Origin of the sequence: Micropruina sp. (assembly GCF_027492755.1) — a bacterium.
Classification (GTDB): domain Bacteria; phylum Actinomycetota; class Actinomycetes; order Propionibacteriales; family Propionibacteriaceae; genus Micropruina.
Window position 1 is genome coordinate 1 of sequence record NZ_JAPUED010000210.1, and the last position, 22,909, is coordinate 22,909.

Here is a 22,909-nt window from a genome sequence, read left to right on the forward strand (position 1 = left end):
TGCGCGGGCTGCTCGAGTTCGCGTCCGACCGCAAGCCGGTGCCGATCGACGAGGTGGAGCCGGTCAGCGAGATCGTCAAGCGGTTCTCCACCGGTGCCATGTCGTACGGCTCGATCTCGCGCGAGGCGCACGAGAACCTGGCCATCGCGATGAACCGGCTCGGCGCCAAGTCCAACACCGGCGAGGGCGGTGAGGACGTCGACCGGCTCTACGATCCCGAGCGCCGCTCGGCGATCAAGCAGGTGGCGTCCGGGCGGTTCGGGGTGACCTCCGACTACCTGACCAACGCCACCGACATCCAGATCAAGATGGCTCAGGGCGCCAAGCCGGGCGAGGGCGGTCAGCTGCCCGGCCAGAAGGTGTACCCGTGGGTGGCCAGCACCCGGCACTCGACCCCGGGTGTCGGCCTGATCAGCCCGCCGCCGCACCACGACATCTACTCGATCGAGGACCTCAAGCAGCTGATCCACGACCTGAAGTGCGCCAACCCCTCCGCGCGGGTGCACGTCAAGCTGGTCGCCGAGGTCGGCGTCGGCACGGTCGCGGCCGGCGTCTCCAAGGCCAAGGCGGACGTCGTGCTGATCTCCGGCCACGACGGCGGCACCGGCGCGGCGCCGCTGACCTCGCTGAAGCACGCCGGCGGACCCTGGGAACTCGGCCTGGCCGAAACCCAGCAGACGCTGCTGATCAACGGCCTGCGGGACCGGATCGTGGTGCAGGTGGACGGCCAGCTCAAGACCGGCCGTGACGTGGTGATCGGTGCCCTGCTCGGTGCCGAGGAGTTCGGCTTCGCCACCGCACCTCTGGTCGTCTCGGGCTGCATCATGATGCGGGTCTGCCACCTGGACACCTGCCCGGTCGGTGTCGCCACCCAGAACCCGGAGTTGCGGGCGAAGTTCAGTGGCAAGCCGGAGTTCGTGGTGAACTTCTTCGAGTTCATCGCCGAGGAGGTGCGCGAGATCCTGGCCTCGTTGGGCTTCCGCTCCATCGAGGAGGCGGTGGGCCACGTCGAGGTGCTGCAGGCCCGCCGGGCGATCGACCACTGGAAGGCGCAGGGCCTCGACCTGGAGCCGATCCTGCACTGGGTCGACACCGACCAGCCGCTGCACCGGATCACCGTGCAGGACCACGGCCTGGACGCCAAGCTCGACACCAGGCTGATCGAGCTGGCGCGGCCGGCGCTGACCAACGGTGAACTGGTCCGGGCCGATCTGGCGGTGCGCAACGTGGACCGCACGGTCGGCACCATCCTCGGTCACGAGGTGACGAAGGCGACCCGCGGCAAGGGGCTGCCCGAGAACACCATCGATCTGACCCTGCGCGGCACGGCCGGGCAGAGCTTCGGCGCCTTCCTGCCGTCCGGTGTGACGCTGCGGCTGGTCGGTGACGCCAACGACTACTTCGGCAAGGGACTCTCGGGCGGACGGCTCACCGTGCGGCCCGCCGACGGGGTCGCCTTCGTCGCCGAAGAGCACATCATCGCCGGCAACGTGATCGGCTACGGCGCCACCTCGGGTGAACTGTTCATCCGCGGCCAGGTCGGCGAGCGGTTCTGCGTCCGCAACTCGGGTGCCACCGCCGTCGTCGAAGGCGTCGGCGACCATGGCTGCGAGTACATGACCGGTGGTGAGGCGCTGATCCTGGGCGGCACCGGAAGGAACTTCGCGGCAGGCATGTCCGGCGGCGTGGCGTACGTGCTCGACCTGGACCGCGATCGGCTGAACACCGAGATGGTCGACCCGCTCGATCCCACCGATGGTGACGTGACCAGGATCCGGCAGTTGCTGGTGAAGCACGTCGAAGAGACCGGATCGGCGGTGGCCGAACGGCTACTGGCGTCGGACGACCTGGCCACCAGGTTCACCACCGTGATGCCGCGCGACTACGCCCGGGTGGTCGCCGCCCGGGTCGAGGCCGAGCAGGCCGGACTGGACGAAGAGGCAACCACCGCGATGATGATGGAGGCCGCACATGGCTGACCCCCGAGGTTTCATGACCACCCCCCGCGAGGTCGCCGAGCGCCGTCCGGTGGCCGAACGGGTGCACGACTGGAACGAGGTCTACCCGGGCTCGCCCGGCAAGGCCGTCCTGCCGATCATCACCAAGCAGGCCGGACGCTGCATGGACTGCGGCATCCCGTTCTGCCATCAGGGCTGCCCGCTGGGCAACCTGATCCCGGAATGGAACGACCTGGTCTGGCGCGACGACTGGCGCGGGGCGACCGACCGGCTGCACGCCACCAACAACTTCCCCGAGTTCACCGGACGGCTCTGCCCGGCACCGTGTGAGACGGCGTGCGTGGTCGGCATCAACCGCGACCCGGTGACCATCAAGAACGTCGAGGTGGCGATCATCGACCGGGCCTGGAGCGATCGCCGGGTGACCGCGGTCACCCCGGAGTGGCACACCGGCAAAACGGTTGCTGTGATCGGCTCGGGCCCGTCCGGCCTGGCCGCGGCCCAGCAGCTCACCCGGGCCGGGCACACCGTGGTCGTCTACGAGCGGGCGGACGCCATCGGCGGTCTGCTGCGCTACGGCATCCCCGAGTTCAAGATGGAGAAGGCCGTCCTGGACCGCCGGCTGCGGCAGATGCGGTTGGAGGGCACGGTCTTCAAGACCGGCCGCCGGATCGGTGGCGAGGGCGAGTTGACCGGCGAGCAGTTGCTCGATCGGTTCGACGCGGTGGTGCTGGCGATCGGTTCGACCGTGGCTCGCGACCTGCCGGTGCCCGGACGCGAACTGAACGGCATCCATCAGGCGATGGAGTTCCTGCCGCAGGCCAACCGGGCCGCACTGGGCACCGAGGTGCCCGACCAGATCACCGCGACCGGCAAGCACGTGGTGATCATCGGTGGCGGTGACACCGGCGCGGACTGCCTCGGCACGTCGATCCGTCAGGGTGCGGCGTCGGTGACCCAGCTGGAGATCCTGCCGATGCCGCCCGAGCAGCGGCCGGCGAACCAGCCGTGGCCGACCTACCCGATGATTTTCCGGGTCTCCTCGGCCCACGAGGAGGACGGCGAGCGGGTCTACTCGGTGTCGACCAGCGAGTTCGTCGGCGACGCCGACGGTAACGTGGCGAAGCTGCGGCTGTCCGAGGTGGCGTTCAACAACGGCCGGTTCGAACCGGTGCCGGGCACCGAACGGGAGATCCCGGCCGAGCTGGTGCTCCTGGCGATGGGCTTCGTCGGTCCCGAGAAGGCCGGACTGGTCGAGCAGTTGGGTGTCGATCTCGATCCGCGCGGGAACGTGGCGCGCGACGAGAACTACGCCACCTCGGTGCCTCGGGTCTTCGCCTGCGGCGACGCCGGCCGCGGCCAGTCGCTGATCGTCTGGGCCATCGCCGAAGGACGTTCCTGCGCCAACGGCGTGGACGCCTACCTGCAGGGCAGTTCCCGGCTGCCGAAGCCGATCCTGCCCACCGAGCGACAGTTGATGGTCTAGCACCCACCGTCGGTCGAGCTTGTCGAGACCCCTTGCCGCCTGGTGGTGAAGGGGTTTCGACAAGCTCAACCCGCGGTGCGTTGACAAGCTCAACCCGCGGGTTGTGATGATCACCGTTCCTTGGGCGCTCGCTCCGCCTTGACCGGGCCGGGCGAGCCCGCAAGGCTTGCGTTCCCCCGTTCGGATGAGGAGGCCCGGTGGCCAAGAAGCTGAAGAAGATTCTCAAGCGTGCCCGTGAGCTGAGCTACCTGCCGTTCCCCGACCGTTCGCCGGCGGATCCGCCGCTCGAAGCGCCGATGGACCTGATCAAGGCGTTCGTGAAGGCCTGGGACGCCAAGGACGCCGACGCGATCGGACGGCTGTTCGTCGAGGACGCCGACTTCATCAATGTGGTGGGCCTGCGCTGGACCGGGCGGCACTCCATCGTCAAGGCGCAGCGCTTCGGTTTCACCACCGCGTTCGCCGACGCCCGACTGGACCTGATCGAGGTACATCAGCGCTTCCTGGGTGATGATGCCGCCGTGGTGATCGCCCGGTGGCAGATCACCGGGCAGGTCGACCCCGAGGGCGATCCGGTCGATCCTCGCCGCGGTGTGCTCAGCGCGACCCTGGTGAAGCTGGCCGACGACACCTGGCTGGGGGTGAGCTGCCAGAACACCGACATCGCGCCCGCCGCCGACACCAATGTCTCGCGTGGCGGCACGATCAGCGCCGCCAGCTACATCAAAGGCCCGTCGCCCGCCGCACTCGCGGCGTCCGATGCCGTCGAGGACTGAGGCGAGCCGCCTCGCCCGATCGAGCGGGTCGGGCGGTGCCCGGTCAATCCTGTCGGGTGGCCGTTGGTCGAACTAGGCGAGACCGAGCACCCGATCGCAGACCGCGATCAGCTGCTGTCGCAAAGCACGTGCCCGGTCGCCGAAGTCGCGTTGCGCTTCGATGTACTCGGCCTTGCCCGAGGCGGACTCGATGGCGACAGGGGAGTAGCCCCAGTCGCTCAGGTCGTAGGGCGAGGCGCGCATATCCAGCTCGCGAATTTCCCGCGCCAGTCCGAAGCAGTCAGCGACCAGCTCGGCCGGGGTGAACGGGGCCAGCTTGTGAGCCCACTTGTAGACGTCCATCTGGGCGTGCAGGCAGCCGGGCTGCTCGTTGCGCATCCGGTCGTCCAGCGTCGGACGCAGCGTGTTGCGGGGCGCGGCGTCCGGGGTGAAGAAGCGGTAGGCGTCGTAGTGGCTGCAGCTGATCCGGTGGCTCTCGACCACGGCGTCCGTGCCTGCCGCGCCGAGCCGCAAGGGAACCTGGTCGTGCCGCAGGTCGCCGGCGTCCAGCCGGTAGACCATCGCCCACTCGTGCAGCCCGAAGCAGCCCAGCCGAGCCGGACGGCTCTGCGTCGCGGCCAGCAGGTCGCGAATCCAGCGCACCTGGTCGGCCCGGCGCTGCGCCAGCGCCGGATCGACCCGGGCGTGGTCGCCGTCCACGACGAAGCCACGCACGGCAGCGAACCCGGCGACATCGCCGGTGAGGACCACACCCCAGCCGGGATGCCAGGCGCGCAGCGCCTTGGGGGAGTAGGAGTAGTACTCCCAGAGGAAGTCTTCGACCGGATGGCGTTCGCTGCGGGAGCGGCGCCGCAGATGCGGTGCGGTCCACGCGGCGACCCGTTGATCATGCCGAGCGGCACGGGCTCGCCACTCCGCTTCATCGAGCCGGACGTCCACGTCCCCGACCTCAGCTCCGAGCCAACGGTCTGCGCTCGCCGCAACCACCGCGGGCGGAGCCTGCCGAAACCCCTTGTCCGGGCTCTGTAGCCCGAGGTCTCGACAAGCTCGACCAGCGAGACTTCGCATCGACCATGGTTTCCTCGACCTCAGGCCGGGTCGCCCTCGTGGATCCTGAGCAGCGTGCTCTTGCCGAACAGCGACTCGACCAGATCGACGGCCAACTGGGCCGTCGCGTTGCGGACGTCGAGCGCGGGGTTCACCTCGACCAGGTCGATTGAGGCGAGTTGGCCGCTGTCAGCCAGCATCTCCATGCACAGCGACACCTCGCGGTAGGTGGGGCCGCCGACCACCGGCGTGCCGACCCCGGGTGCGATCGTCGGGTCGACGAAATCCAGGTCGAGCGACAGGTGCACGTGGGTGTTCTCGTCGACACCCTCCAGCGCGCGCTTCATGGTGCGGCGCATTCCGATCTCGTCGAGGTAGCGCATGTCGTACACCTGAATGCCCTCGGCGCGCAGGAAACGCTTCTCGCCCGGGTCGACGCTGCGCAGGCCGATCTGCCGGATCTCGCTCGGATCCATGGCCGGGTAGTGTTCGCCGATCCGGGTCAGCTCGTCGGGACCGTGGCCGGTGAGGCAGGCGACCGGCATGCCGTGGATGTTGCCCGAAGGCGTCAGCTCCGCGGTGTTGAAGTCGGCGTGGGCGTCCACCCAGATCACCCTGAGCTTCTTGCCGACCCGGCGGCAGTGATCGGCGATGGCGGCGATGGAACCGATGCCGAGGCAGTGGTCACCGCCCAGCACGATCGGCATCCGGCCGTCGGCGAGCTCGGCGGACATCGCGTCATAGAGCGCCTTGTTCCACTCGACCACCTCGGGCAGGTGACGGTAGCCGTTCACCGGCGGCTGCTGCGGGTTGTCGGGCCCGGCGAGGTCGCCGACGTCGCGAACATCGCATCCGAATGCCTCGAGCGCGGCCGTGATCCCGGCGACCCGTAGGCCCTGCGGTCCCATCCGGCATCCGATCGTGGACGCACCGATGTCCGTCGGTACGCCGATCAGACTCACCTGCTGCATATTTTGTCCCCTTCTCCGCCTTGTCCAGCAAGAATGCAACCATGGCGGGGAGTCCGCGGCAACCCTTTCTGTCACTTCTTCCAGTCCGTGTTGGCCTGCGGCCGAGCGGCGGCCAAGTTGTCGTGAGTCGGACGATCCGCCGGCGATAGTCTCTGGGCACCGATTGAAGGAGTTCTCGATGGCGCACGAAGCCCTCAGCCGCGACACCCTCGCCGTCGTCACCGGACGACCTGGCCGAGCGCCCGGCACGCCGGTCAGTCCCGACATCGAGTTCTCCTCCACCTATGTCTCCTGGGGGCCCTACGGGTACGGCGAATCGATGTACGCCCGCGGGGACAACGCCACCTGGAAACTCTTCGAGGAGGCGGTCGGAACGCTGGAGGGCGCACCGGACGGAGCGGTCGCGTTCCCCTCGGGGATGGCGGCCGGGACGGCGATCCTGGAGTTGATACCCGACGGCGGACGGCTGGTGATGGCCGACACCTGCTACAACACCATGCTCGCGCTGGCGTCCGAGCGGGCGGCGTCCGGACGCCTGCAGTTGACCACCGTGGACGCCTCCGACACCGCGGCTGTCGTCGCTGCGCTGCCCGGCGCCGACTGGCTGCTGCTGGAGTCACCGACGAACCCGCTGCTGCAGGTCGCCGACCTGCGTGCGCTGTGCGCGGCGGCGCGGCAGGCCGGCGTCCGGGTGGGCGTCGACAACACCTTCGCCACACCGATGCTGCAGAATCCGCTCGCCCTGGGCGCCGATGTGGTGATGCACTCGGCCACCAAGTACCTGTCGGGGCACTCCGATGTGCTGCTGGGCGTGGTGATCGCCGCCGACGCCGAGCTGGCCGGGCGGGTCCGGCAGTACCGCATCGTGCAGGGTTCGATTCCCGGTCCGATGGAGACCTGGCTGGCGTTGCGCGGTTTGCGCACACTGCCGGTGCGACTGGAGCGGGCACAGGCCAGCGCCGGCGTCCTGGCCGAGCGCTTGGCGGTGCATCCGGCGGTTTCCCGGGTGCGCTACCCGGGCCTGCCGGACGATCCCGGCCACGCCGTGGCGCGTGCCCAGATGCGAGGCTTCGGCGCCATGCTGGCGATCGAGATCGCCGGCGGCGAGGCCGCGGCCCAGGCGGTGGTCGAGGCCGTCCGGCTGTGGGTGCCGGCGACCAGCCTCGGCGGCGTCGAATCGCTGATCGAACGCCGTCGGCGCATCCCGTCCGAACCCGCTTCGGTGCCGCAGAACCTGCTCCGGCTCTCGGTCGGCCTGGAGGACGTCGAAGATCTGTGGGCCGATCTGCGCCAGGCGCTGGACGCGGTGTGACCGGTGGGCCGGGGCGCGGGCGGGGACGCACTGAACATCGGGTGGATGACCATGCCCGACGCGCCGCCGGCCGATCCGGCGATCGGTTTCGGCGCACCGCCTGAGCTGGTGGGCCGCACGATCGAGCGGGGTGTGAGCGTTCGCAAGGGAATCATCGAACTCGCTCAGGACTGGGAGGCCGCCTTCCGCGATGACTGGGGTGAGAACACCGGACGGGTGCGCGTCCAGCGCGGCCGGATCGGCCTGGTCTCCGCAGCTCGTCGGCACCGGCCCGAGTTGCAGCTCAGCGCCTACGACGCCGGCCCACCACCGGTCGACGACGGACCGGACGAGCCCTTGGCGGTGCTGGGAACCTGGCTGGTCATCTTCCCCCAGCGCACTGTCGAGGTCTGGGGCGGCGACCTCGTCCGCGGCGATACGCCGCCGCTGCGGCTCCCGCCGTCCAGGGGTGGCCGGTATCTGGTGCGGGTGTCGGTGGGCTATCGCGACCTGGCCGGCGAGCCGCTGAAGCGCCGGGTCGCCACCTACCGCAAACGGCACGGCGAGCAGCCGTCCGGGTTGGAGCGGTTCGTGGCGGACTTCTGGCCCGATCCGTTCGCTGCGCCGGTCCCCAGCAGCGCGGCCCTGAGGTTCGAACCGGAGCCGATTCGTCCGACCGGCTACCGGGAACTGCCTGCGCCGTCCGGCGACGGGGGGACCGACGAGTCGACCGGCCTGTTCGACCAGGTGGTCGAGCACCGGGTGAGTGCCGGGCACGGACCGATCGAGATCGCCGAGGTGCGCGCGGCAGCACGCGACGGCTGGGGGCGCGACCGCGGCCTCGTCCGGATCCAGCGCGGCAGAGTGGGGCTGGTGTCGGCAGCGTCGGATCACCGGCCCGAGATTCAGCTGAGCGCCTACACCGCCGAACCGTCGGCGGTCGAGATCATGGGTGCGGACACGGTGGTTCCGCTGGGCACCTGGCCGGTGCGATTCGAGCGTCGCCGCATCGAGGTGTGGAGCGACGCCGCCGACAGCGGACGAGGCCGGCCGCTCCGGTTGCCCACGGCGAAGGGCGGCCGGTACTGGATGCGGGTGGTCGCGGTCTATCCCGACCTCGGCCCGGACGGGCTGACGGAACGGCTGCGGCAGCATCGCGGGCAGGACGGCCGGGCGTTGGCCGGCTGGGAGCAGCTCCTCGTCGACCTCTGGCCGGCTTCGCGGTCGGCTCATGCGCAGCGCGACGACCACGGTTCGTCGTCCGAGGAGTCGGTGGGCCCGGTCTCCCGCCTGATCGAGCGGAAAGTGGACGCCGGCTACCGGTCGATCGTGATCGCCACCGATGGGGCCGGCTACGACGAAGGGCAGTGGGGGGACGGGCCGGTGCGCATTCAGCCCGACCGGATCGAGCTCGAATCGGCGTCCGACCTGCACGCCCCCGAGGTCCAGGTCAGTGCCTACCTTGCCGAGCCGCCGCCGGTGGAGAGCCCCAGCGAGGTGCCGATGGAGACGTTGGGGGTCTGGCCGATCACCATCCATGACCACGAACTGCGGGTGTGGAGCCTCGACGGCACTCCCGGAAAGAAGACGGTGACGCTGCCCAAGGTGAAGGACGGGCGCTATCTGGTGCGGGTCGCGGTCGGCTACCGGAGCACCGGGGGACTGTCCCTCGACGACTACGCCATCGAGTACTACGAGCGGCACGGCACCACAGTGCGTGGCATGGAGCGCTTCGTCGTCGATCTCTGGCCGGCCCGCTAGGGGGCGCGCTGATCGAAGGCTCCCCATCGTCGTCCCGGACTTGATCCGGGCTCTCTCCCCGCCGGAGATCCCGGGTCGAGGCCCGGGATGACGTGAAGGATCAGCGCTTCCCTCACGACCCGCTGCCCTAGGCTGCTGATCGAAGCCTCCCGGCCGGGTGCACACCGTGGTGCACCGTCGAACGGCTCGGGAACGACTAGGAAGGACGGCCGATGACCGCCGCGCCCTACACCCAGGTGGAACCCGAAGAGGTCGGCGTCTCCAGCGCCACCCTCGGCAATATCGACGCCCTGCAGGAGAGATTCCTCGCCCAGAACGCGTACCAGGGCTCCGTCGTCCTGGTCGCCCGGCACGGCAAGGTCTGCTACTTCAAGGCCTTCGGCAAGGCCGACGAAGAGGTGCCGATGGCCACCGACAGCATCTTCCGGCTGGCGTCGATGTCCAAGGTGGTCGCGTCGGCAGCGGTGATGCAGCTGTTCGAACGCGGCCTGATCGCCCTGCACGAACCACTCTCGGTGCATCTACCCGAGTTCGCCGACACGAAGGTGGCGGTGGTCAAGGACTGGCAGGTCACCCAGTTGCGCACCGCCAGCCGCGAGCTGACCCCGCACGACCTGCTGACGATGACCGGCGGCATGACCAATACCTGGTGGTATCGCATGTTTGAACCGCCGATCTACGGCGTGGTGCCGAAGCTGTACCACGAGGCCGGTCTGGTCGACGACCTGAACACCCCGCCCACCACGCTCAAGGCGAACACCGAACTGATCGCCTCGCTGCCGTTGATCGCCGATCCGGGCACCATGTTCGACTACTCCAACAACAGCGTCGACGTGCTCTGCCGGCTGGTCGAAGTGGTCTCCGGAATGGACTTCAACAGCTACCTGGCAAAGAACATCTTCGAACCGCTGGGTATGCACGAAATCTGGTTCTTCCCGCCCGAGGACGTCTGGCACCGGATCGCTGCCGTCTACTGGGCAGGCCGCGACGAGAAGCAGACCGAGGCGTCGCCGCTCGGCCTGGGCATGATGGGCCCGCAGTACACGTTCAGCGAGCACAAGACGTTGTTCAGCGGCGCCGGCGGCCTGCACGGCACCACCGCCGACTACTTCCGGTTCGCCCAGATGCTGCTCAACAACGGCGAACTGGACGGCGTCCGGGTGCTCAGCCCGGCGTCCGTGCGGCTGATGACCAGCAACCAGATCGGCGACCTGAGCAACTGGCAGCTGACCCAGAACAAGTGGGGCTACATGGTGGACATCCAGGCCGGCGAGAACGCGCCCGCGGGTTCACTGCATTACCTGGGCGGTCCCGGCGCGTACTCCTGGCAGGGCTTCTTCAGCACGAAGTTCGTCAACAACCCCCGGCTGGACACGGTGATCATGACGATGTCCACGCCCGGCTTCGACGGCGCCCTGCCGCACAATCTGCGGCTGGTCGCCGCCGCCACGGCGGCTGTGGTCGGCGACTGACGGCCGGCGCCGCGGCCGAGGCGGGCCTGCCGCCAAGGCCCTCCGCAAGGAAGCTGATCGTTCGCGTCATCCCGGGCTCTCAGGCGGGAGAGATCCCGGATCAAGTCCGGGATGACGATGGCGGGGTTGACTGGTCGCGACATCGGAGCGCTGGACGGCCGGGGCGACACGCCGAGCGGACGGCGTCCGATCCGGGTGTCGCCGGGAACCGTCGGCGGGCGGGGTTAGGGTAGGGCTCTGAGCTGGACTTCCCCCTGGCGATCCGCCCGGTCCACCACCTGACTCATGGAGGTCGAAACCGCCGATGGCCGATGGGTTCGTGCATCTGCACTGCCATTCCGAGTACTCGATGCTGGACGGCGCCGCGCGGCTGAAAGACCTGGTCAAGGGCTGCGAACAGATGGGCATGCCCGCCCTGGCGGTCACCGACCACGGCAACCTGTTCGGCGCTTACGAGTGGTACAAGGTGGCCAAGGGCAGCGCGGTGAAGCCGATCATCGGGCTCGAGGCGTACCTCACCCCGAAGACCCACCGCAGCGAGCGCAAGCGCGTCCAGTTCGGCGACGGCACCGGCGACGACGTGGCGTCCAAGGGCGCCTACACGCACATGACCATGTGGGCGTCCAGCCCCGAGGGCATGCACAACCTGTTCCGGCTGAGTTCGCTCAGTTCGCTGGAGGGGTTCTTCTACAAGCCGCGCGCCGACCGGGAACTGCTGCACCGCTACGCCAAGGGCCTGCTGGCCACCACCGGCTGCCCGTCGGGCGAGGTGCAGACCTACCTGCGGCTCGGCCAGTACAAGCAGGCCGTCGAATCGGCCGCCGAGTTCCGCGACATCTTCGGTGCCGGGAACTTCTACTGCGAGCTGATGGACCACGGCCTCGACATCGAGCGGCGCGTCCGGCACGACCTGCTGCGGCTGGCGAAGGACCTCAAGCTGCCGCTGGTCGCCACCAACGACCTGCACTACGTGCACGCGAACGATGCCGCGGCCCACGACACGCTGTTGTGCGTGTCGTCCGGCTCGAACCGGGACACCCCGAACCGGTTCAAATTCGACGGCAACGGCTACTACCTGAAGAGTCCCGCCGAGATGCGCGAGATCTGGCGCGAGTTGCCCGAGGCCTGCGACAACACGCTGGCCATCGCTGAGCGCTGCGAGACCCACTTCGACGAGGGCACCGGCACCTACATGGCCCGCTTCCCGGTGCCGGCCGGCGAGACCGAGGAGTCCTGGTTCGCCAAAGAGGTGCGCCGCGGGCTGGAGCGCCGCTTCCCCGAAGGCGTCCCGGAATACGCCACCACCCAAGCCGAATTCGAAATGAGCGTCATCGCCGGAAAAGGATATTCGGGCTACTTCCTGGTGGTCGCCGACTTCATCAACTGGGCGAAGAACAACGGCATCCGGGTGGGTCCGGGCCGTGGTTCCGGTGCCGGTTCGATGTGCGCCTACGCGCTGCGGATCACCGACCTCGACCCGGTTCCGCACGGACTGATCTTCGAACGCTTCCTGAACCCGGAACGTCCCTCGATGCCCGACTTCGACATCGACTTCGACGAGCGTCGGCGGGGTGAGGTGATCCGTTACGTCACCGAGCGCTACGGCGACGACCACGTCTGCCAGATCGTCACCTACGGCACCATCAAGGCCAAGCAGGCGATCAAGGACGCCGGCCGGGTGCTGGGCAAGCCGTTCGGCCTGGGCGAGCGGATCACCAAGGCCTACACCCCGCCGGTGATGGGCAAGGACGTCCCGCTGCCCGAGGTGTTCAACCCGCAGCACGCCCGCTACGCCGAGGGCGGCGAGTTCCGGGCCATGTACGAATCCGAGCCCGAGGTCAAAGAGGTCGTCGACACGGCGATGGGCATCGAGGGCTTGAAGCGGCAGTGGGGCGTTCATGCCGCCGGCGTGATCATGTCGTCGGCGCCTCTGCTGGACGTCATCCCGATCATGAAGAGGGAGTCCGACGGCCAGATCATCACCCAGTTCGACTACCCGAGTTGTGAGTCGCTCGGCCTGGTCAAGATGGACTTCCTGGGCCTGCGCAACCTGACCATCCTGGACGACGCGATCGCCAACGTGAAGGCCAATCAGGGCATCGACCTCGACCTGGACGAGCTGAGCAAGGACCCGACCGACGCCAAGACCTACCACCTGCTGGCCTCCGGCGACACCCTCGGCATCTTCCAGCTGGACGGCTCCGGCATGCGCGTCCTGCTACGCCAGATGCAGCCGGACAACTTCGAGGACATTTCCGCGGCGCTGGCGCTGTACCGGCCCGGCCCGATGGGTGCCAACAGCCACACCAACTATGCGCTGCGCAAGACCGGCAAGCAGCCGATCACCGCGATCCACCCCGAGCTGGCCGAGCCGCTGGCCGAGATCCTCGACCTCACCTACGGCCTGATCGTCTACCAGGAGCAGGTCCAGCAGATCGCGGTGAAGGTGGCCAACTACACCCTGGGTGCGGCCGACCAGCTGCGCCGGGCGATGGGCAAGAAGAAGAAGGAGGTGCTGGACGCCGAGTTCGTCAACTTCGAATCCGGCATGCAGGCCAACGGCTTCTCCGCCTCGGCGATCAAGTCGCTGTGGGACATCCTGGTGCCCTTCTCCGACTACGCCTTCAACAAGGCGCACACCGCCGCCTACGGGCTGATCTCGTACTGGACGGCGTACCTGAAGGCGAACTACCCGGCCGAGTACATGGCGGCACTGCTCCAGTCGGTGAAGGACGACAAGGACAAATCGGCCATCTACCTGGCCGAATGCCGCCGGATGGGCATCAAGGTGCTGCCGCCCGACGTCAACGAATCCGACGGCATGTTCACCCCGGTCGGCAACGACATCCGCTACGGCCTCGGCGCCATCCGCAACGTCGGCGACAACGTGGTGAAGGGCATCGTCGAGGGCCGGGAGAGCAACGGCAAGGCGTCCGACTTCAACGAGTTCCTCGACAACGTGCCGCTGGTGGTGTGCAACAAGCGGGTGATCGAATCGTTGATCAAGGCCGGCGCGTTCGATTCGCTGGGGCACACCCGGCGGGCCCTGATGGAGTGCTACGAGCAGAAGGTCGACGAGGTCATCGACCTGAAACGCAACCAGGCCAACGGTCAGGACGACCTGTTCGGCGACTTCGGCGGGGGAGAGGCGCTGGTCAGTTCCCCGGTGCCCGACGTCGAGGAATGGGAGAAGCGGATCCGGCTCGCCTTCGAGCGCGAGATGCTCGGCCTGTACGTGTCGGATCATCCGCTGCTCGGCCTGGAGCATGTGCTGCTGGCCAACCGCGACCATTCGGTCGGCCAGATCATGGCCGAGGACGGCCCGCGCGACATCCAGACCACCATCGCCGGCATGATCACCCAGGTCACCCGCAAGCAGACCAAGAACGGCGACCTGTGGGCGATCCTGTCGGTCGAGGACCTGGATGCCTCGATCGAGGTGCTGCTGTTCCCGAAGGTGTACAACACGGTCGCGTTGCAGCTGGCCACCGACACCATCGTCCGGATCAAGGGCCGCGTGGTCGGCAAGGACGAGGGCGTCGAGATCCGGGCCACCGAGGTGAGCTTCCCGGACGTCTCGGAAGGGCCGTCCGGGCCGGTGGTGATCTCGCTGCCGGCGGCACGCTGTACCCCGGTGGTGGTGCAGCAGTTGCGCACGGTGCTGACCAGCCATCCGGGAACCACCGAGGTCAGGGTGCGGCTCACCACCTCGAACCGGACCACGGTGTGGAAGCTGGAGGAGACGTTGCGAGTGCTGCCCTCCCCGCCGCTGATGGCCGACCTGAAGGCGCTGCTCGGACCGTCGTGCGTCAGCGTGTGAGTGCCGGCGGCCTCCCACTAGGCTGTGCCGGGTGAGTGCCGCGCCGACTCCGACCCCCACCGGCCAGGTGGCCGTCTCGGCGCGCCGCGATGACCGCACCGCGGCCGCCATCATGGCCGGCATCGCGGTGATCGCCGGGATCGCCGGGGCGGTGCTGTGGCGGCTGGTGGTCCGCCTGCCGGCCTATGTGGTCCAGCCGGACGGCTCGGCGACGGTCAGCGAGCGGGCGCTCACCGAGTTCTTCGCCGGCGACGCCTGGTACACCGTGATCGGTGTGGTGGTCGGCGCGGGGCTGGGCATCGCGACCTGGCGGCGGTTCAAGGGCATCGGCTGGCCGTGCGCCTTCCTGGCCGCCGGGCTGGGGCTGCTGGCCGGACTGGTCTGCTGGCAGCTCGGCGAGATACTCGGCGGCGTCCCGTTCGATGAGCGGCTGGCTGCCGCGAAACCGGGCGACACAGTGCCGATCGCGCTCGCGTTGCGGTCGCCGTCCGCCCTTGCCGTGTGGGCATTCGCGGCAGTCACCCCGATTCTGCTCGGCTCGGCCCTCGGGCCCGACGAAGAGGCCGCCCCGCGGCAACCCCGCCGACGTCGTCGGCAGGTCCCCAGCAAGCAAGCCGAGCAGCGCGAGGTCGTCGACGACCTGGGCGTCGTCCGCACCGAAGAGAACGCGAGCAACCAGTGACCACAGCCTCCGACGTCGTCCTCGGCTACCTACGCATCCAGGGCGACGTGATCGCCGGCCGCGCCGACGACGTCCGGGTCGACGCACCGGACGCGGTGCACCGCAGCCGGGTCGCGACGCGTCGTTCCCGAAGCGCACTGCGTACCTTCGCCCCGCTGTTCCGTCGCGCACCGGTGCGTGCGCTGCGCGACGAGCTGGCCTGGCATGCGGACCATCTGGGTGCGCCGCGCGACGCCGAAGTGCTCAAGGAACGCCTGCTGGCAGCGCTCGCCACCCTGCCCGCCGACCCCGCTTACGGGCCCATCGCCGAGCGGCTCGCGGCGTCCCTTGATGAGACCCATGCCCGTGCCCACGCCTCGCTGGTGGAATCCATGGCGACCGACCGCTACACGGCGCTCCGCGAGGCGCTCGCCGCTTTCCTCTCCGACCCGCCGGTGCGTAAGTCCTCCCGTGAGAACGGCGCGGACGTGCTGCCGGACCTGCTGGCCGGCGCCGTCGACCGGGTCGGACGGCTCACCGAGCGGGCCGCCGAGATCGACGAGGACGCTCATCGCTGGCACGAGGTGCGGAAGGCCGCGAAGGCCGCACGCTACTGCTCGGAGGCGCTGATCCCTGCCTTCGGCGACGACGCCCGCACCCTGGCCGAGGCCTGGGAACAGGTCACCGAGTCGTTCGGCGAGCACCAGGACACGGTCGTCGCCGAGACCTACCTGGCGACCGAAGCCGTCCGGGCCAGCCAGGCCGATGAGCCGGCAGACGGCTATCTGGCACTGATCGCGCTGGAACTGGATCTCCGTGAGGAGGCGCTGCACACCGGGCAGCGCGCCCTGCACGAAGCGCTCGAGCTGCCCCTGCCGTAGTCACCCGCTGGTTGAGCTTGTCGAAACCCTTACGCGGGGTCTCGACAAGCTCGACCAACGGTGGTGGGGGTCTCGACAACCTCGGGCAGGTGACGGAGATCCCGGCGTTCGCCGGGATGACGTACCGGTGGGCACCACGCCGTGGCGGAGTCAGCGGGGTGGACCACTGGAGTCGCGCACCACCAGCTCGACGGGGGCCAGATAGTCCCCGGCGCGCTCACCCCGCAGATGACGGACGGCTTCGGCGCCGACGGCGCGCCGGTCCAGGTGCACGGTGGTCAGTGCGGGTGCCAGGAACTCGGAGCTGGTCAGGTCGTCGTGGCCGACGACCGACAGGTCGCGACCGATCTCCAGACCGCAGTCGCGGGCGGCGCGGTACACCGAATGCGCCGACCAGTCCGAGTTGGTGATCACCGCGCTCGGCCGCTCCAGCGGGTCGGTGAGAGCGTCGAGCAGCCGGGTCGTGATGGCGGCGCTGCGCAGCTCGGTGTGCAGGGTGAGCGGCGCGACGCCGTTGAGGCGGCACCGGGCGAGATAGCGATCCAGCCGATCACCGTCGGCCATCAGGCTGTACGGCGCGGTGAGGAAGCCGATCCGGCGGTGCCCCAACTCCCACAGGTGGTCGAAGGCCAGGTCGACAGCGGCCGGATCAGGGGCGACGTGGTCCATGCCGGCGTCCGGTTGCACGCTGGAGTTCAGCAACACCACCGGGGCCTCGGGTTGCGCGGCCCGCCACTCGTCGACGGCCGCCGCCACGCCGACCGGTGCGATGGCCAATCCCGAGACCCGCCGCGACAACAGATAGCGGATGTGCCGCCGCTCGTGGTCTTCGGAGTAGTCGGAGTCCATCATCATCACCGCGACGCCGTGCTCGAGGGCCGCCGCCTGCATGCCGGACAGGACGTCGTTGAAGTAGGGATTGGCCACGTTGCGCACCACCAGGGCGAAGACGGCACTGCGTCCGGTGCGCAACTCCCGCGCGATCGGATCTGGCACGTAGCCGAGTTCCCTGGCCGCGGCCAGCACCCGGGCACGAGTCTCGGGCGCCACACCCGGTTTCCCGTTCAGGGCCATGCTGGTCTGGCTGACCGAGACGTCCGCGGCCTGCGCCACCATGCGCAGGGTGACCCGCTCAGGTCTCCGCTTCGTCATCCTCGTGTCCCGCCTCGGCAGAGGTCAGCACGACGGTGGCCACGCCCGGCACCTGGGACAGCGGTATCAGCAGATCGCGCACCGGCTGCCGTCCGAGGAACCGGACGTCGATGTGCACCATGGCCCGTCCGCCCTCCTCGGTGTTCTGCACGCGCTCGACAGTACTGGAAAAACCCAACCGGGTGGACTCCTCCAGCAGACCGCGCAGTGTGCCATGGCCGTCCTCGTAGGCGATCCGCAGAATCCGGTGCCGGTCCGGATTGGGCAGCTTCCGGGCCAAGGGACCGATCACGAAGATGACCAGCAGATGGGCCGCGGTGAGCAGTGAGGCCAACCACACCATGCCTGCGCCGCACGCCATCCCGATGGCCGCGCTCATCCAGATAGTGGCTGCCGTGGTCAGCCCCCGGACGATGTTGCGACCTTTGAAGATCACCCCGCCGCCCAAGAAGCCGATACCGCTCACCACCTGGGCCGCGATGCGGGATTGGTCGAAGGTCGCCGGGTGGCCGCCCATCCCGGCACCGAAGCCCCACCAGGACACCAGGGTGAAGCCGCAGGAGCCGAGGCCGACTATCACATGGGTGCGGTAGCCGGCACTCTTCTGGTGCACCTGGCGTTCCAGCCCGAGCAGAGAGCACAACGCCAGCGCGGTCCCCAGCAGGATCAACTCGTGCCAGGCCGTACCCCAGGCATCCAGTCCGCTCATCGTGCGGACCCCCTCTCATCCCCTTCTACGCAGCGCGTCCAGCAGTTGCGTGGGCAGCGGCACCCGAAGCGCGACGTTGCGGTCCTCGGGAGTTCCTTCGGCGTGGATGCCGCCCACGCTACCCGGATCGTTCGCCGCCACCTCGCGGTGCAGGCCGGCCAGGCCTGCGGTGCTGAGATCCCAGTCCACCGGCGCGAGTGAGTCGATCATGGTGGCAGTGATCACGGCGCCCTGATCGGTGACCTCCACCGCGACGTGTCGCAACTGCACCGGCCACTCTGCGATGGCACTGGTGATCACCTCCCAGAAGCCGCCGCCCGCGGGGCCCTGCCGGGCCACCACCCGGTTGACATGCACATGCCCGGAAAGCCACAGCACCACGTGCGGATGCTGGTGCAGCAACGCCCGGACGTCGCCGGCCAGGTGAAGTCCCGCGTCGTCGGGCCCCGTCGGATTGTCCATCGTGTCCAGCCCGTGGTGGGACATCAGCACCACCAGCCGCGGATCGCCGGAACCTGCCGCGACCTCCGCCAGCCGGTCGGCCAGCCAGCCGAACTGGACGTCGTCCACACAGCCGTTGACGTCGCCGTAGGGGTTGGTGGTGTCCAGGCTGATCAGCCGGACGCCGGGGACGCCGTCCCAGACGTAGTACGCGGTGCCGGTGGCCACATTGTCCATGGTGTAGCCGTGCCCGTCCGGGATGGCACCCTGCCGGAAGTGTGCGGCGACATGTTCGGTCTTGGTGAGGCTGCTGCGCCGCTCGTCGCGCTCGATCGGGGCCCGGGTGCCGGTGCTGACCACCCACGGATCGGCCAGGTAGTCGACCATCGCGTCGCTGTCGGGCAGGTAGTCCGACGGTGGGAGTACGGGCTTGGCCGGCCCGGTCAGGAAGGCGTCGTAGTCGGGCGGGAACGGCGTCCGGCCCTGCAACAGGCAGTCGTGGTTGCCGTAGACGCTCAGCCACGGCACGCCCACCCCGACGCTGACGAACGGGGTGCGTGCCGCGTCCAGAGCCCCCCGGACGTCGGGCAGTCCGCGGGCGCTCCAGGCGTCCGTGCTGCCGGGCTCGGGGTGCCAGAAGCTGTCGTCGCTGCCTCCGGTCGGGCTGGCCGGGTGACCCACGCCGAGGTCGGCCGGCCGGAGCTCGCCACCGTCGAGCGCGGTCAGGTACGCCTCGACCTCGTTGCGTTGCGCCGAATCGGTGTTGTCGCCGGTGGTGACCAGCACGTCCACCGCGCACTGTTCGGCGGCCTGCCGCGCGGTGGCGGCGACGGCCGTCAACGCCTGCAGCTCCAGGAACTCCTGCGGACGGTACGCCGGCAGCATCCGCTGCCAGCGCGGTTCGCCGTCGAAGCGTTGCAGGAACTCGGTGCGGCTGGGGGAGAGCAGGTCGGCCAACTGGAAGTCGGTGATGTGCAGCAGGCTGAGCAGCCGCGTCGCCTCCCCCCAGCCCTCACCGGTGCCGAACTCGGTGCGGTCACGATGCGGTTCCCCCGGTGCCGGGCAAAGCGGAACGTAGCCCCCGTCGTACTCGCCGGCGCGGACGATCCGAGCCGAGGTCGTCCAGCCGCGATCAGGCATTCTTCGCAGCCTTGACGCTGGTCGGGTCGAGTTCCTCCAGGCTTCGGTGCAGGGTCTCGGGTGCCAGTGCGATGCAGATCACCAGGCCGGCCAAGCCGATCACGGCGAAGAACCAGAGTGCGGCGTTCGCGCCCCACAGGGCCACGAAGTTGGGGAAGACCAGCACGCCCAGGATGGAACCGATCCGGCTGACCGAGGTGGCCAGGCCGGCCGCACTGGCTCGGATCGAGGTGGGGAACAGCTCGGTCGGGTAGACGAAGTTGAGAATGCCACCACCGGCGTTGGAGAAGAGCACCGCGGTGCTGAACATCACGATCAGGAAGCCCAGGCTGGGATCCGTGTTCAGCGCCAGAATCACCAGTGAGGCGGTCAGGCCGGCGAAGCTGGTGATGATCAGCGGACGGCGTCCCCAGCGGTCGACGACGTTCATGCCGATGATCGAGCCGACCAGGCCGAGCACGGCGACCAGGCCGCTGCCGATGATGGTGAGCGTCCGGTCGTTGCCGGTGAACGGCGCCAGGATCGTCGGGGTGTACATCGAGATGCCGTAGTAGGCGGTCGCGTAGCAGAACCAGAAGCCGCAGACGAAGAAGGTGCGGCGCCCCAGCTCACCCTTGAACAGCTCGCGCACCGGAATGTGCGGGGGCTTCTCCAACGAGATGTTCGGGTCGACCTCGACCCCGGTGACCTTGCGCAGCACCTCGCGGGCGTCGGCCTCGCGTCCGTGCGCCACCAGCCAGCGCGGCGACTCGGGCAGCTTGACCCGGAAGATGAACACCACCAGTGCGAACACAGCACCGAGCAGCAGCAAGGCGCGCCAGGCCCAGTCACCCAGCGGAGCCAGCAGCAGGCCGAACACATAGGCGGCGACCGCACCGACGAACCACATGCTGGCCAGGGAAGTGCCGTGCATGCCGCGCCGCTTGTTGGAACTGAACTCCGACACCAGAGTGGCCGAGATCGGATAGTCGGCACCGATGCCGACGCCGAGCAGGAAGCGGAAGATGATCAGCGGCCAGATGTCCCAGGCGAAGGCGGTCAGCGTCGCGAAAACGACGAAGGCGAGCAGATCGACCACGTACATCGCCTTGCGGCCGTACTTGTCGGTCAGATTGCCCAGCCAACTGGCACCGATCAGCGAACCGATGATCGCCGATGAGACGATCAGGCTCTGATCGAGGGCGGTGACGTGCCACTCCTGCTTGATCATCGGCAGCGCGACCGCGATGACGGTCAGGTCGAAGCCGTCGAGGAAGGTGCCGCCGGCCGAAAGCAGGGTGACCCGGCGCTGGAATTTTCGAAGTTGCGGGGTATCGACCTCGTCGAAACCACTGGTGGTGAGAACCGCCGGGCTGGACGAGCCACCTTGCGCCGCTGTCATTTCGGCCTCCGTAACACTCGGGGCGATCCTCTTCGCCGCAGATGGGCGATGCGAATCGATTCGGACGCCCGGCAGCCTATTTCAGAATCGATTCTGAACTCAAGGGCTGAGCGAGCGAACGTTGCGCGAACCAGCGGGGGAGGCGCCTGAACGCACTTGTGCCCCCGAGTTCTCCCCGGGGGCACAAGTGCGGAGTGCTGCGGCGCGTGGTCAGTGCTCCGCGAGCAGCGTGGCCGGTTCCGGCGCAGGTTGGCCGATCTCGGACAACAGCTCGAGGTACCAGTCCTGGGTGATGTCGAACGGCTTGCCGCCCTTGATCCGATCGAAGGCGATGACGCTGAGTTCGTCGCCGTTGTCCTCGTCGTGGCCGACGACGCCGGGCTGGCCGCGCAGGGCCGAGGCAACTGCGAGGTCGGTCATCGAACGGATCAGGTCCAGATCGAACTGGTTCGCGGGAGCGGACCGGGCGTAGTAGCCGGACTTCTGCACGAGCACCTTCTCAGCCTTCAGCATCTCGGCGTACTTGGTCGCGAACCAGGCGCCGGGATTGACCTTGTCGAGCCGGATGTGGCCGAAGGCGTCGCGCGGAACATCCTCGCCGTTGCGCTCCATCTCGGCGACGATGTCGGTGACGCCTGCACCCTCGGAGAGGAAAATGTTGACGCAGCCGATCTCGTCCATCACTCCGAGCAGGCGCTCGGTCGCGGCCTGGATGTCGAGCGCGGCCTCAGGCACCAGGATCGAGTGCACGTCCCAGGTCTTGGAGTCGAGCCCGATCTCGGGCAGCCACTCCTGCTCCTTGATCCACGCGTGGTACTTGGCGGCGGTGGCTGCGGTGAGCCACCCGCAGTTCCGGCCCATGATCTCGTGGATGATCAGCAGACGGGTGCCTGCATTGTGCTCGGCCAACACATTCTTGGCGAACCGGGCGCCCATCTCGGCGGCCGTGTCGGCGCCCAGTGATTGCGCGATCGGATAGACGTCATTGTCGATGGTCTTGGGCAGGCCCACCACGGTGAGGCCGTAGTCATTGCTGGCCAGGTAGGCGGCCAGATCGGCCGCGGTGGTGTTGGTGTCGTCGCCACCGATCGTGTGCAGCACGTCGACCCCGTCGGCGACCAGCCGGTCGGCGGCCACCTTGAGCGGATCGACGCCCTCGGCCACGAGTCCGCGCTTGACCAGGTCCTTCGCGTTGGTCAGCTTGACCCGCGAGTTGCCGATCGGCGAACCGCCGTAGAGGTGCAACAGGTGGGCCTTCGCGCGGACCTCGGGCGTGACCTCGAGGAAGTCGCCGGTCAGCAGCCCTTGATAGCCGTAGCGATAGGCGATGATCTCGACCTCGGGCGCCACCTCGGTGTAGCGCTGGATCAAGCCACCGATGGCCGACGACAAGCAGGGGGCGAAGCCACCGGCGGTGAGCAGGGCAACCTTCTGAACCATGAATAGGGCCTTTCTGGCAGGCGAGATGTGACAGTCAGACTAGTGGACTGCACCGTGAAGCCTGTGGACAACCACTCACCCGGCCGCTGCTCGGTGCACACTGAACGACATGCGAGGCAACGGACGCGACGAGCGCGGCCAGGCGCTGTCCGTCTTCGTGGTGGTGAGCGTGGCGGCATTGCTGTTGATCGCCGGGCTGGTGGTGGACGGCGGGCGCAAGACGGCCGCCGACCGGCGGGCCGAACTGACCGCTGCCGCGGCGGCCCGGGCCGCGGTCGACGCCACCGCGCCGCAGCGTCAGGCCGGGCATCGTCCGGACGCCGGTGTCGCGCTCGCCGCGGCCCAGGAGGTGCTGGCCGGCGAACCGGACATCCAGGGCAGTGTCAGCCTGGCTGCCGACGGCACCGTGCGGGTGACCACCTCGACCTCGGTGGACACCGTCCTGCTCAGCCTGATCGGGATCACCCGGCTGCCCGGGAACGGCAACGCGGCCGCCCAGCTCTACGACTGACCAGCCCGACG

General features: G+C 68.7%; 17 protein-coding genes. 10 read left to right on the forward strand and 7 right to left on the reverse strand.

Going from position 1 to position 22,909, the window contains the following annotated elements; all coding sequences use genetic code 11:
- The 3 genes from Q0066_RS14585 to Q0066_RS14595 form a co-directional block, all read left to right on the forward strand.
- Positions 1 to 1,979: glutamate synthase-related protein (locus tag Q0066_RS14585; RefSeq protein ID WP_298134159.1), on the forward strand; the 1,979-nt coding region annotated here is incomplete at its 5' end.
- The gene (locus Q0066_RS14590) at positions 1,972 to 3,444 is read left to right on the forward strand and encodes a glutamate synthase subunit beta (RefSeq protein ID WP_298134160.1); all 1,473 of its coding nucleotides are present in this window, start codon (positions 1,972 to 1,974) and stop codon (positions 3,442 to 3,444) included. The genes Q0066_RS14585 and Q0066_RS14590, both read left to right, overlap by 8 nt.
- Positions 3,445 to 3,641: 197 nt before the next feature.
- Complete coding sequence (locus Q0066_RS14595) at positions 3,642 to 4,220, forward strand: SgcJ/EcaC family oxidoreductase (RefSeq protein WP_298134162.1); 579 nt, start codon at positions 3,642 to 3,644, stop codon at positions 4,218 to 4,220.
- Positions 4,221 to 4,292: 72 nt separating this feature from the next.
- Here the strand turns inward: Q0066_RS14595 and Q0066_RS14600 are convergent, their stop codons facing one another.
- A complete protein-coding gene (locus tag Q0066_RS14600) occupies positions 4,293 to 5,159 on the reverse strand; it encodes a 3-methyladenine DNA glycosylase (RefSeq protein ID WP_298134163.1) in 867 nt (288 codons plus the stop codon).
- Positions 5,160 to 5,308: 149 nt separating this feature from the next.
- Positions 5,309 to 6,238 (reverse strand): arginase, encoded by a 930-nt coding sequence (rocF, locus tag Q0066_RS14605; protein WP_298134165.1) that lies wholly within the window; start codon positions 6,236 to 6,238, stop codon positions 5,309 to 5,311.
- A gap of 178 nt (positions 6,239 to 6,416) precedes the next feature.
- Here rocF and Q0066_RS14610 point away from each other — a divergent pair, with 178 nt between their 5' ends.
- From Q0066_RS14610 to Q0066_RS14635, 6 genes are all read left to right on the forward strand, one after another.
- Positions 6,417 to 7,550: a PLP-dependent transferase gene (locus Q0066_RS14610; protein WP_298134166.1), complete on the forward strand. Its 1,134-nt coding sequence runs from the start codon at positions 6,417 to 6,419 to the stop codon at positions 7,548 to 7,550.
- 45 nt (positions 7,551 to 7,595) lie between these two features.
- The gene (locus Q0066_RS14615) at positions 7,596 to 9,290 is read left to right on the forward strand and encodes a hypothetical protein (protein ID WP_298134168.1); all 1,695 of its coding nucleotides are present in this window, start codon (positions 7,596 to 7,598) and stop codon (positions 9,288 to 9,290) included.
- A 212-nt stretch (positions 9,291 to 9,502) separates the two neighbouring features.
- Positions 9,503 to 10,762 (forward strand): serine hydrolase domain-containing protein, encoded by a 1,260-nt coding sequence (locus Q0066_RS14620; protein ID WP_298134172.1) that lies wholly within the window; start codon positions 9,503 to 9,505, stop codon positions 10,760 to 10,762.
- Between the two features lie 304 nt (positions 10,763 to 11,066).
- On the forward strand, positions 11,067 to 14,582 hold the full coding sequence (gene dnaE, locus Q0066_RS14625; RefSeq protein WP_298134174.1) for a DNA polymerase III subunit alpha: 3,516 nt from the start codon (positions 11,067 to 11,069) through the stop codon (positions 14,580 to 14,582).
- Positions 14,583 to 14,613: 31 nt separating this feature from the next.
- The gene (locus Q0066_RS14630; RefSeq protein WP_298134176.1) at positions 14,614 to 15,264 is read left to right on the forward strand and encodes a hypothetical protein; all 651 of its coding nucleotides are present in this window, start codon (positions 14,614 to 14,616) and stop codon (positions 15,262 to 15,264) included.
- The gene (locus Q0066_RS14635) at positions 15,261 to 16,124 is read left to right on the forward strand and encodes a CHAD domain-containing protein (RefSeq protein WP_298134177.1); all 864 of its coding nucleotides are present in this window, start codon (positions 15,261 to 15,263) and stop codon (positions 16,122 to 16,124) included. The genes Q0066_RS14630 and Q0066_RS14635 overlap by 4 nt, the downstream gene beginning before the upstream one ends.
- A gap of 150 nt (positions 16,125 to 16,274) precedes the next feature.
- On the opposite strand, the gene Q0066_RS14640 is transcribed toward Q0066_RS14635, so the two are convergent.
- The 5 genes from Q0066_RS14640 to Q0066_RS14660 form a co-directional block, all read right to left on the reverse strand.
- Positions 16,275 to 17,276, reverse strand: coding sequence for a LacI family DNA-binding transcriptional regulator (locus tag Q0066_RS14640; protein ID WP_298134179.1), 1,002 nt, complete (start codon positions 17,274 to 17,276; stop codon positions 16,275 to 16,277).
- The gene (locus Q0066_RS14645; protein WP_298134181.1) at positions 17,257 to 17,985 is read right to left on the reverse strand and encodes an MgtC/SapB family protein; all 729 of its coding nucleotides are present in this window, start codon (positions 17,983 to 17,985) and stop codon (positions 17,257 to 17,259) included. Before Q0066_RS14645 ends, Q0066_RS14640 begins: the two co-directional genes overlap by 20 nt.
- Positions 17,986 to 18,000: 15 nt before the next feature.
- Complete coding sequence (locus Q0066_RS14650) at positions 18,001 to 19,566, reverse strand: metallophosphoesterase (RefSeq protein WP_298134182.1); 1,566 nt, start codon at positions 19,564 to 19,566, stop codon at positions 18,001 to 18,003.
- Positions 19,559 to 20,947, reverse strand: a complete 1,389-nt coding sequence (locus tag Q0066_RS14655; RefSeq protein WP_298134184.1) for an MFS transporter — start codon at positions 20,945 to 20,947, stop codon at positions 19,559 to 19,561. Before Q0066_RS14655 ends, Q0066_RS14650 begins: the two co-directional genes overlap by 8 nt.
- A 210-nt stretch (positions 20,948 to 21,157) precedes the next feature.
- Positions 21,158 to 22,387, reverse strand: coding sequence for a pyrophosphate--fructose-6-phosphate 1-phosphotransferase (locus Q0066_RS14660; protein WP_298134185.1), 1,230 nt, complete (start codon positions 22,385 to 22,387; stop codon positions 21,158 to 21,160).
- Positions 22,388 to 22,496: 109 nt separating this feature from the next.
- Here Q0066_RS14660 and Q0066_RS14665 point away from each other — a divergent pair, with 109 nt between their 5' ends.
- The gene (locus Q0066_RS14665) at positions 22,497 to 22,898 is read left to right on the forward strand and encodes a pilus assembly protein TadG-related protein (protein WP_298134187.1); all 402 of its coding nucleotides are present in this window, start codon (positions 22,497 to 22,499) and stop codon (positions 22,896 to 22,898) included.
- Positions 22,899 to 22,909 lie beyond the last annotated feature (11 nt).

Coding starts and splice junctions, on each gene's coding strand:
- rocF (WP_298134165.1), bottom strand. CDS start 6,238: ATGCAGCAGGTGAGTCTGATCGGCGTACCGACGGACATCGGTGCGTCC.
- Q0066_RS14650 (WP_298134182.1), bottom strand. CDS start 19,566: ATGCCTGATCGCGGCTGGACGACCTCGGCTCGGATCGTCCGCGCCGGC.
- Q0066_RS14640 (WP_298134179.1), bottom strand. CDS start 17,276: ATGACGAAGCGGAGACCTGAGCGGGTCACCCTGCGCATGGTGGCGCAG.
- Q0066_RS14660 (WP_298134185.1), bottom strand. CDS start 22,387: ATGGTTCAGAAGGTTGCCCTGCTCACCGCCGGTGGCTTCGCCCCCTGC.
- Q0066_RS14610 (WP_298134166.1), top strand. CDS start 6,417: ATGGCGCACGAAGCCCTCAGCCGCGACACCCTCGCCGTCGTCACCGGA.
- dnaE (WP_298134174.1), top strand. CDS start 11,067: ATGGCCGATGGGTTCGTGCATCTGCACTGCCATTCCGAGTACTCGATG.
- Q0066_RS14655 (WP_298134184.1), bottom strand. CDS start 20,947: ATGACAGCGGCGCAAGGTGGCTCGTCCAGCCCGGCGGTTCTCACCACC.
- Q0066_RS14620 (WP_298134172.1), top strand. CDS start 9,503: ATGACCGCCGCGCCCTACACCCAGGTGGAACCCGAAGAGGTCGGCGTC.
- Q0066_RS14615 (WP_298134168.1), top strand. CDS start 7,596: ATGACCATGCCCGACGCGCCGCCGGCCGATCCGGCGATCGGTTTCGGC.
- Q0066_RS14665 (WP_298134187.1), top strand. CDS start 22,497: ATGCGAGGCAACGGACGCGACGAGCGCGGCCAGGCGCTGTCCGTCTTC.
- Q0066_RS14590 (WP_298134160.1), top strand. CDS start 1,972: ATGGCTGACCCCCGAGGTTTCATGACCACCCCCCGCGAGGTCGCCGAG.
- Q0066_RS14645 (WP_298134181.1), bottom strand. CDS start 17,985: ATGAGCGGACTGGATGCCTGGGGTACGGCCTGGCACGAGTTGATCCTG.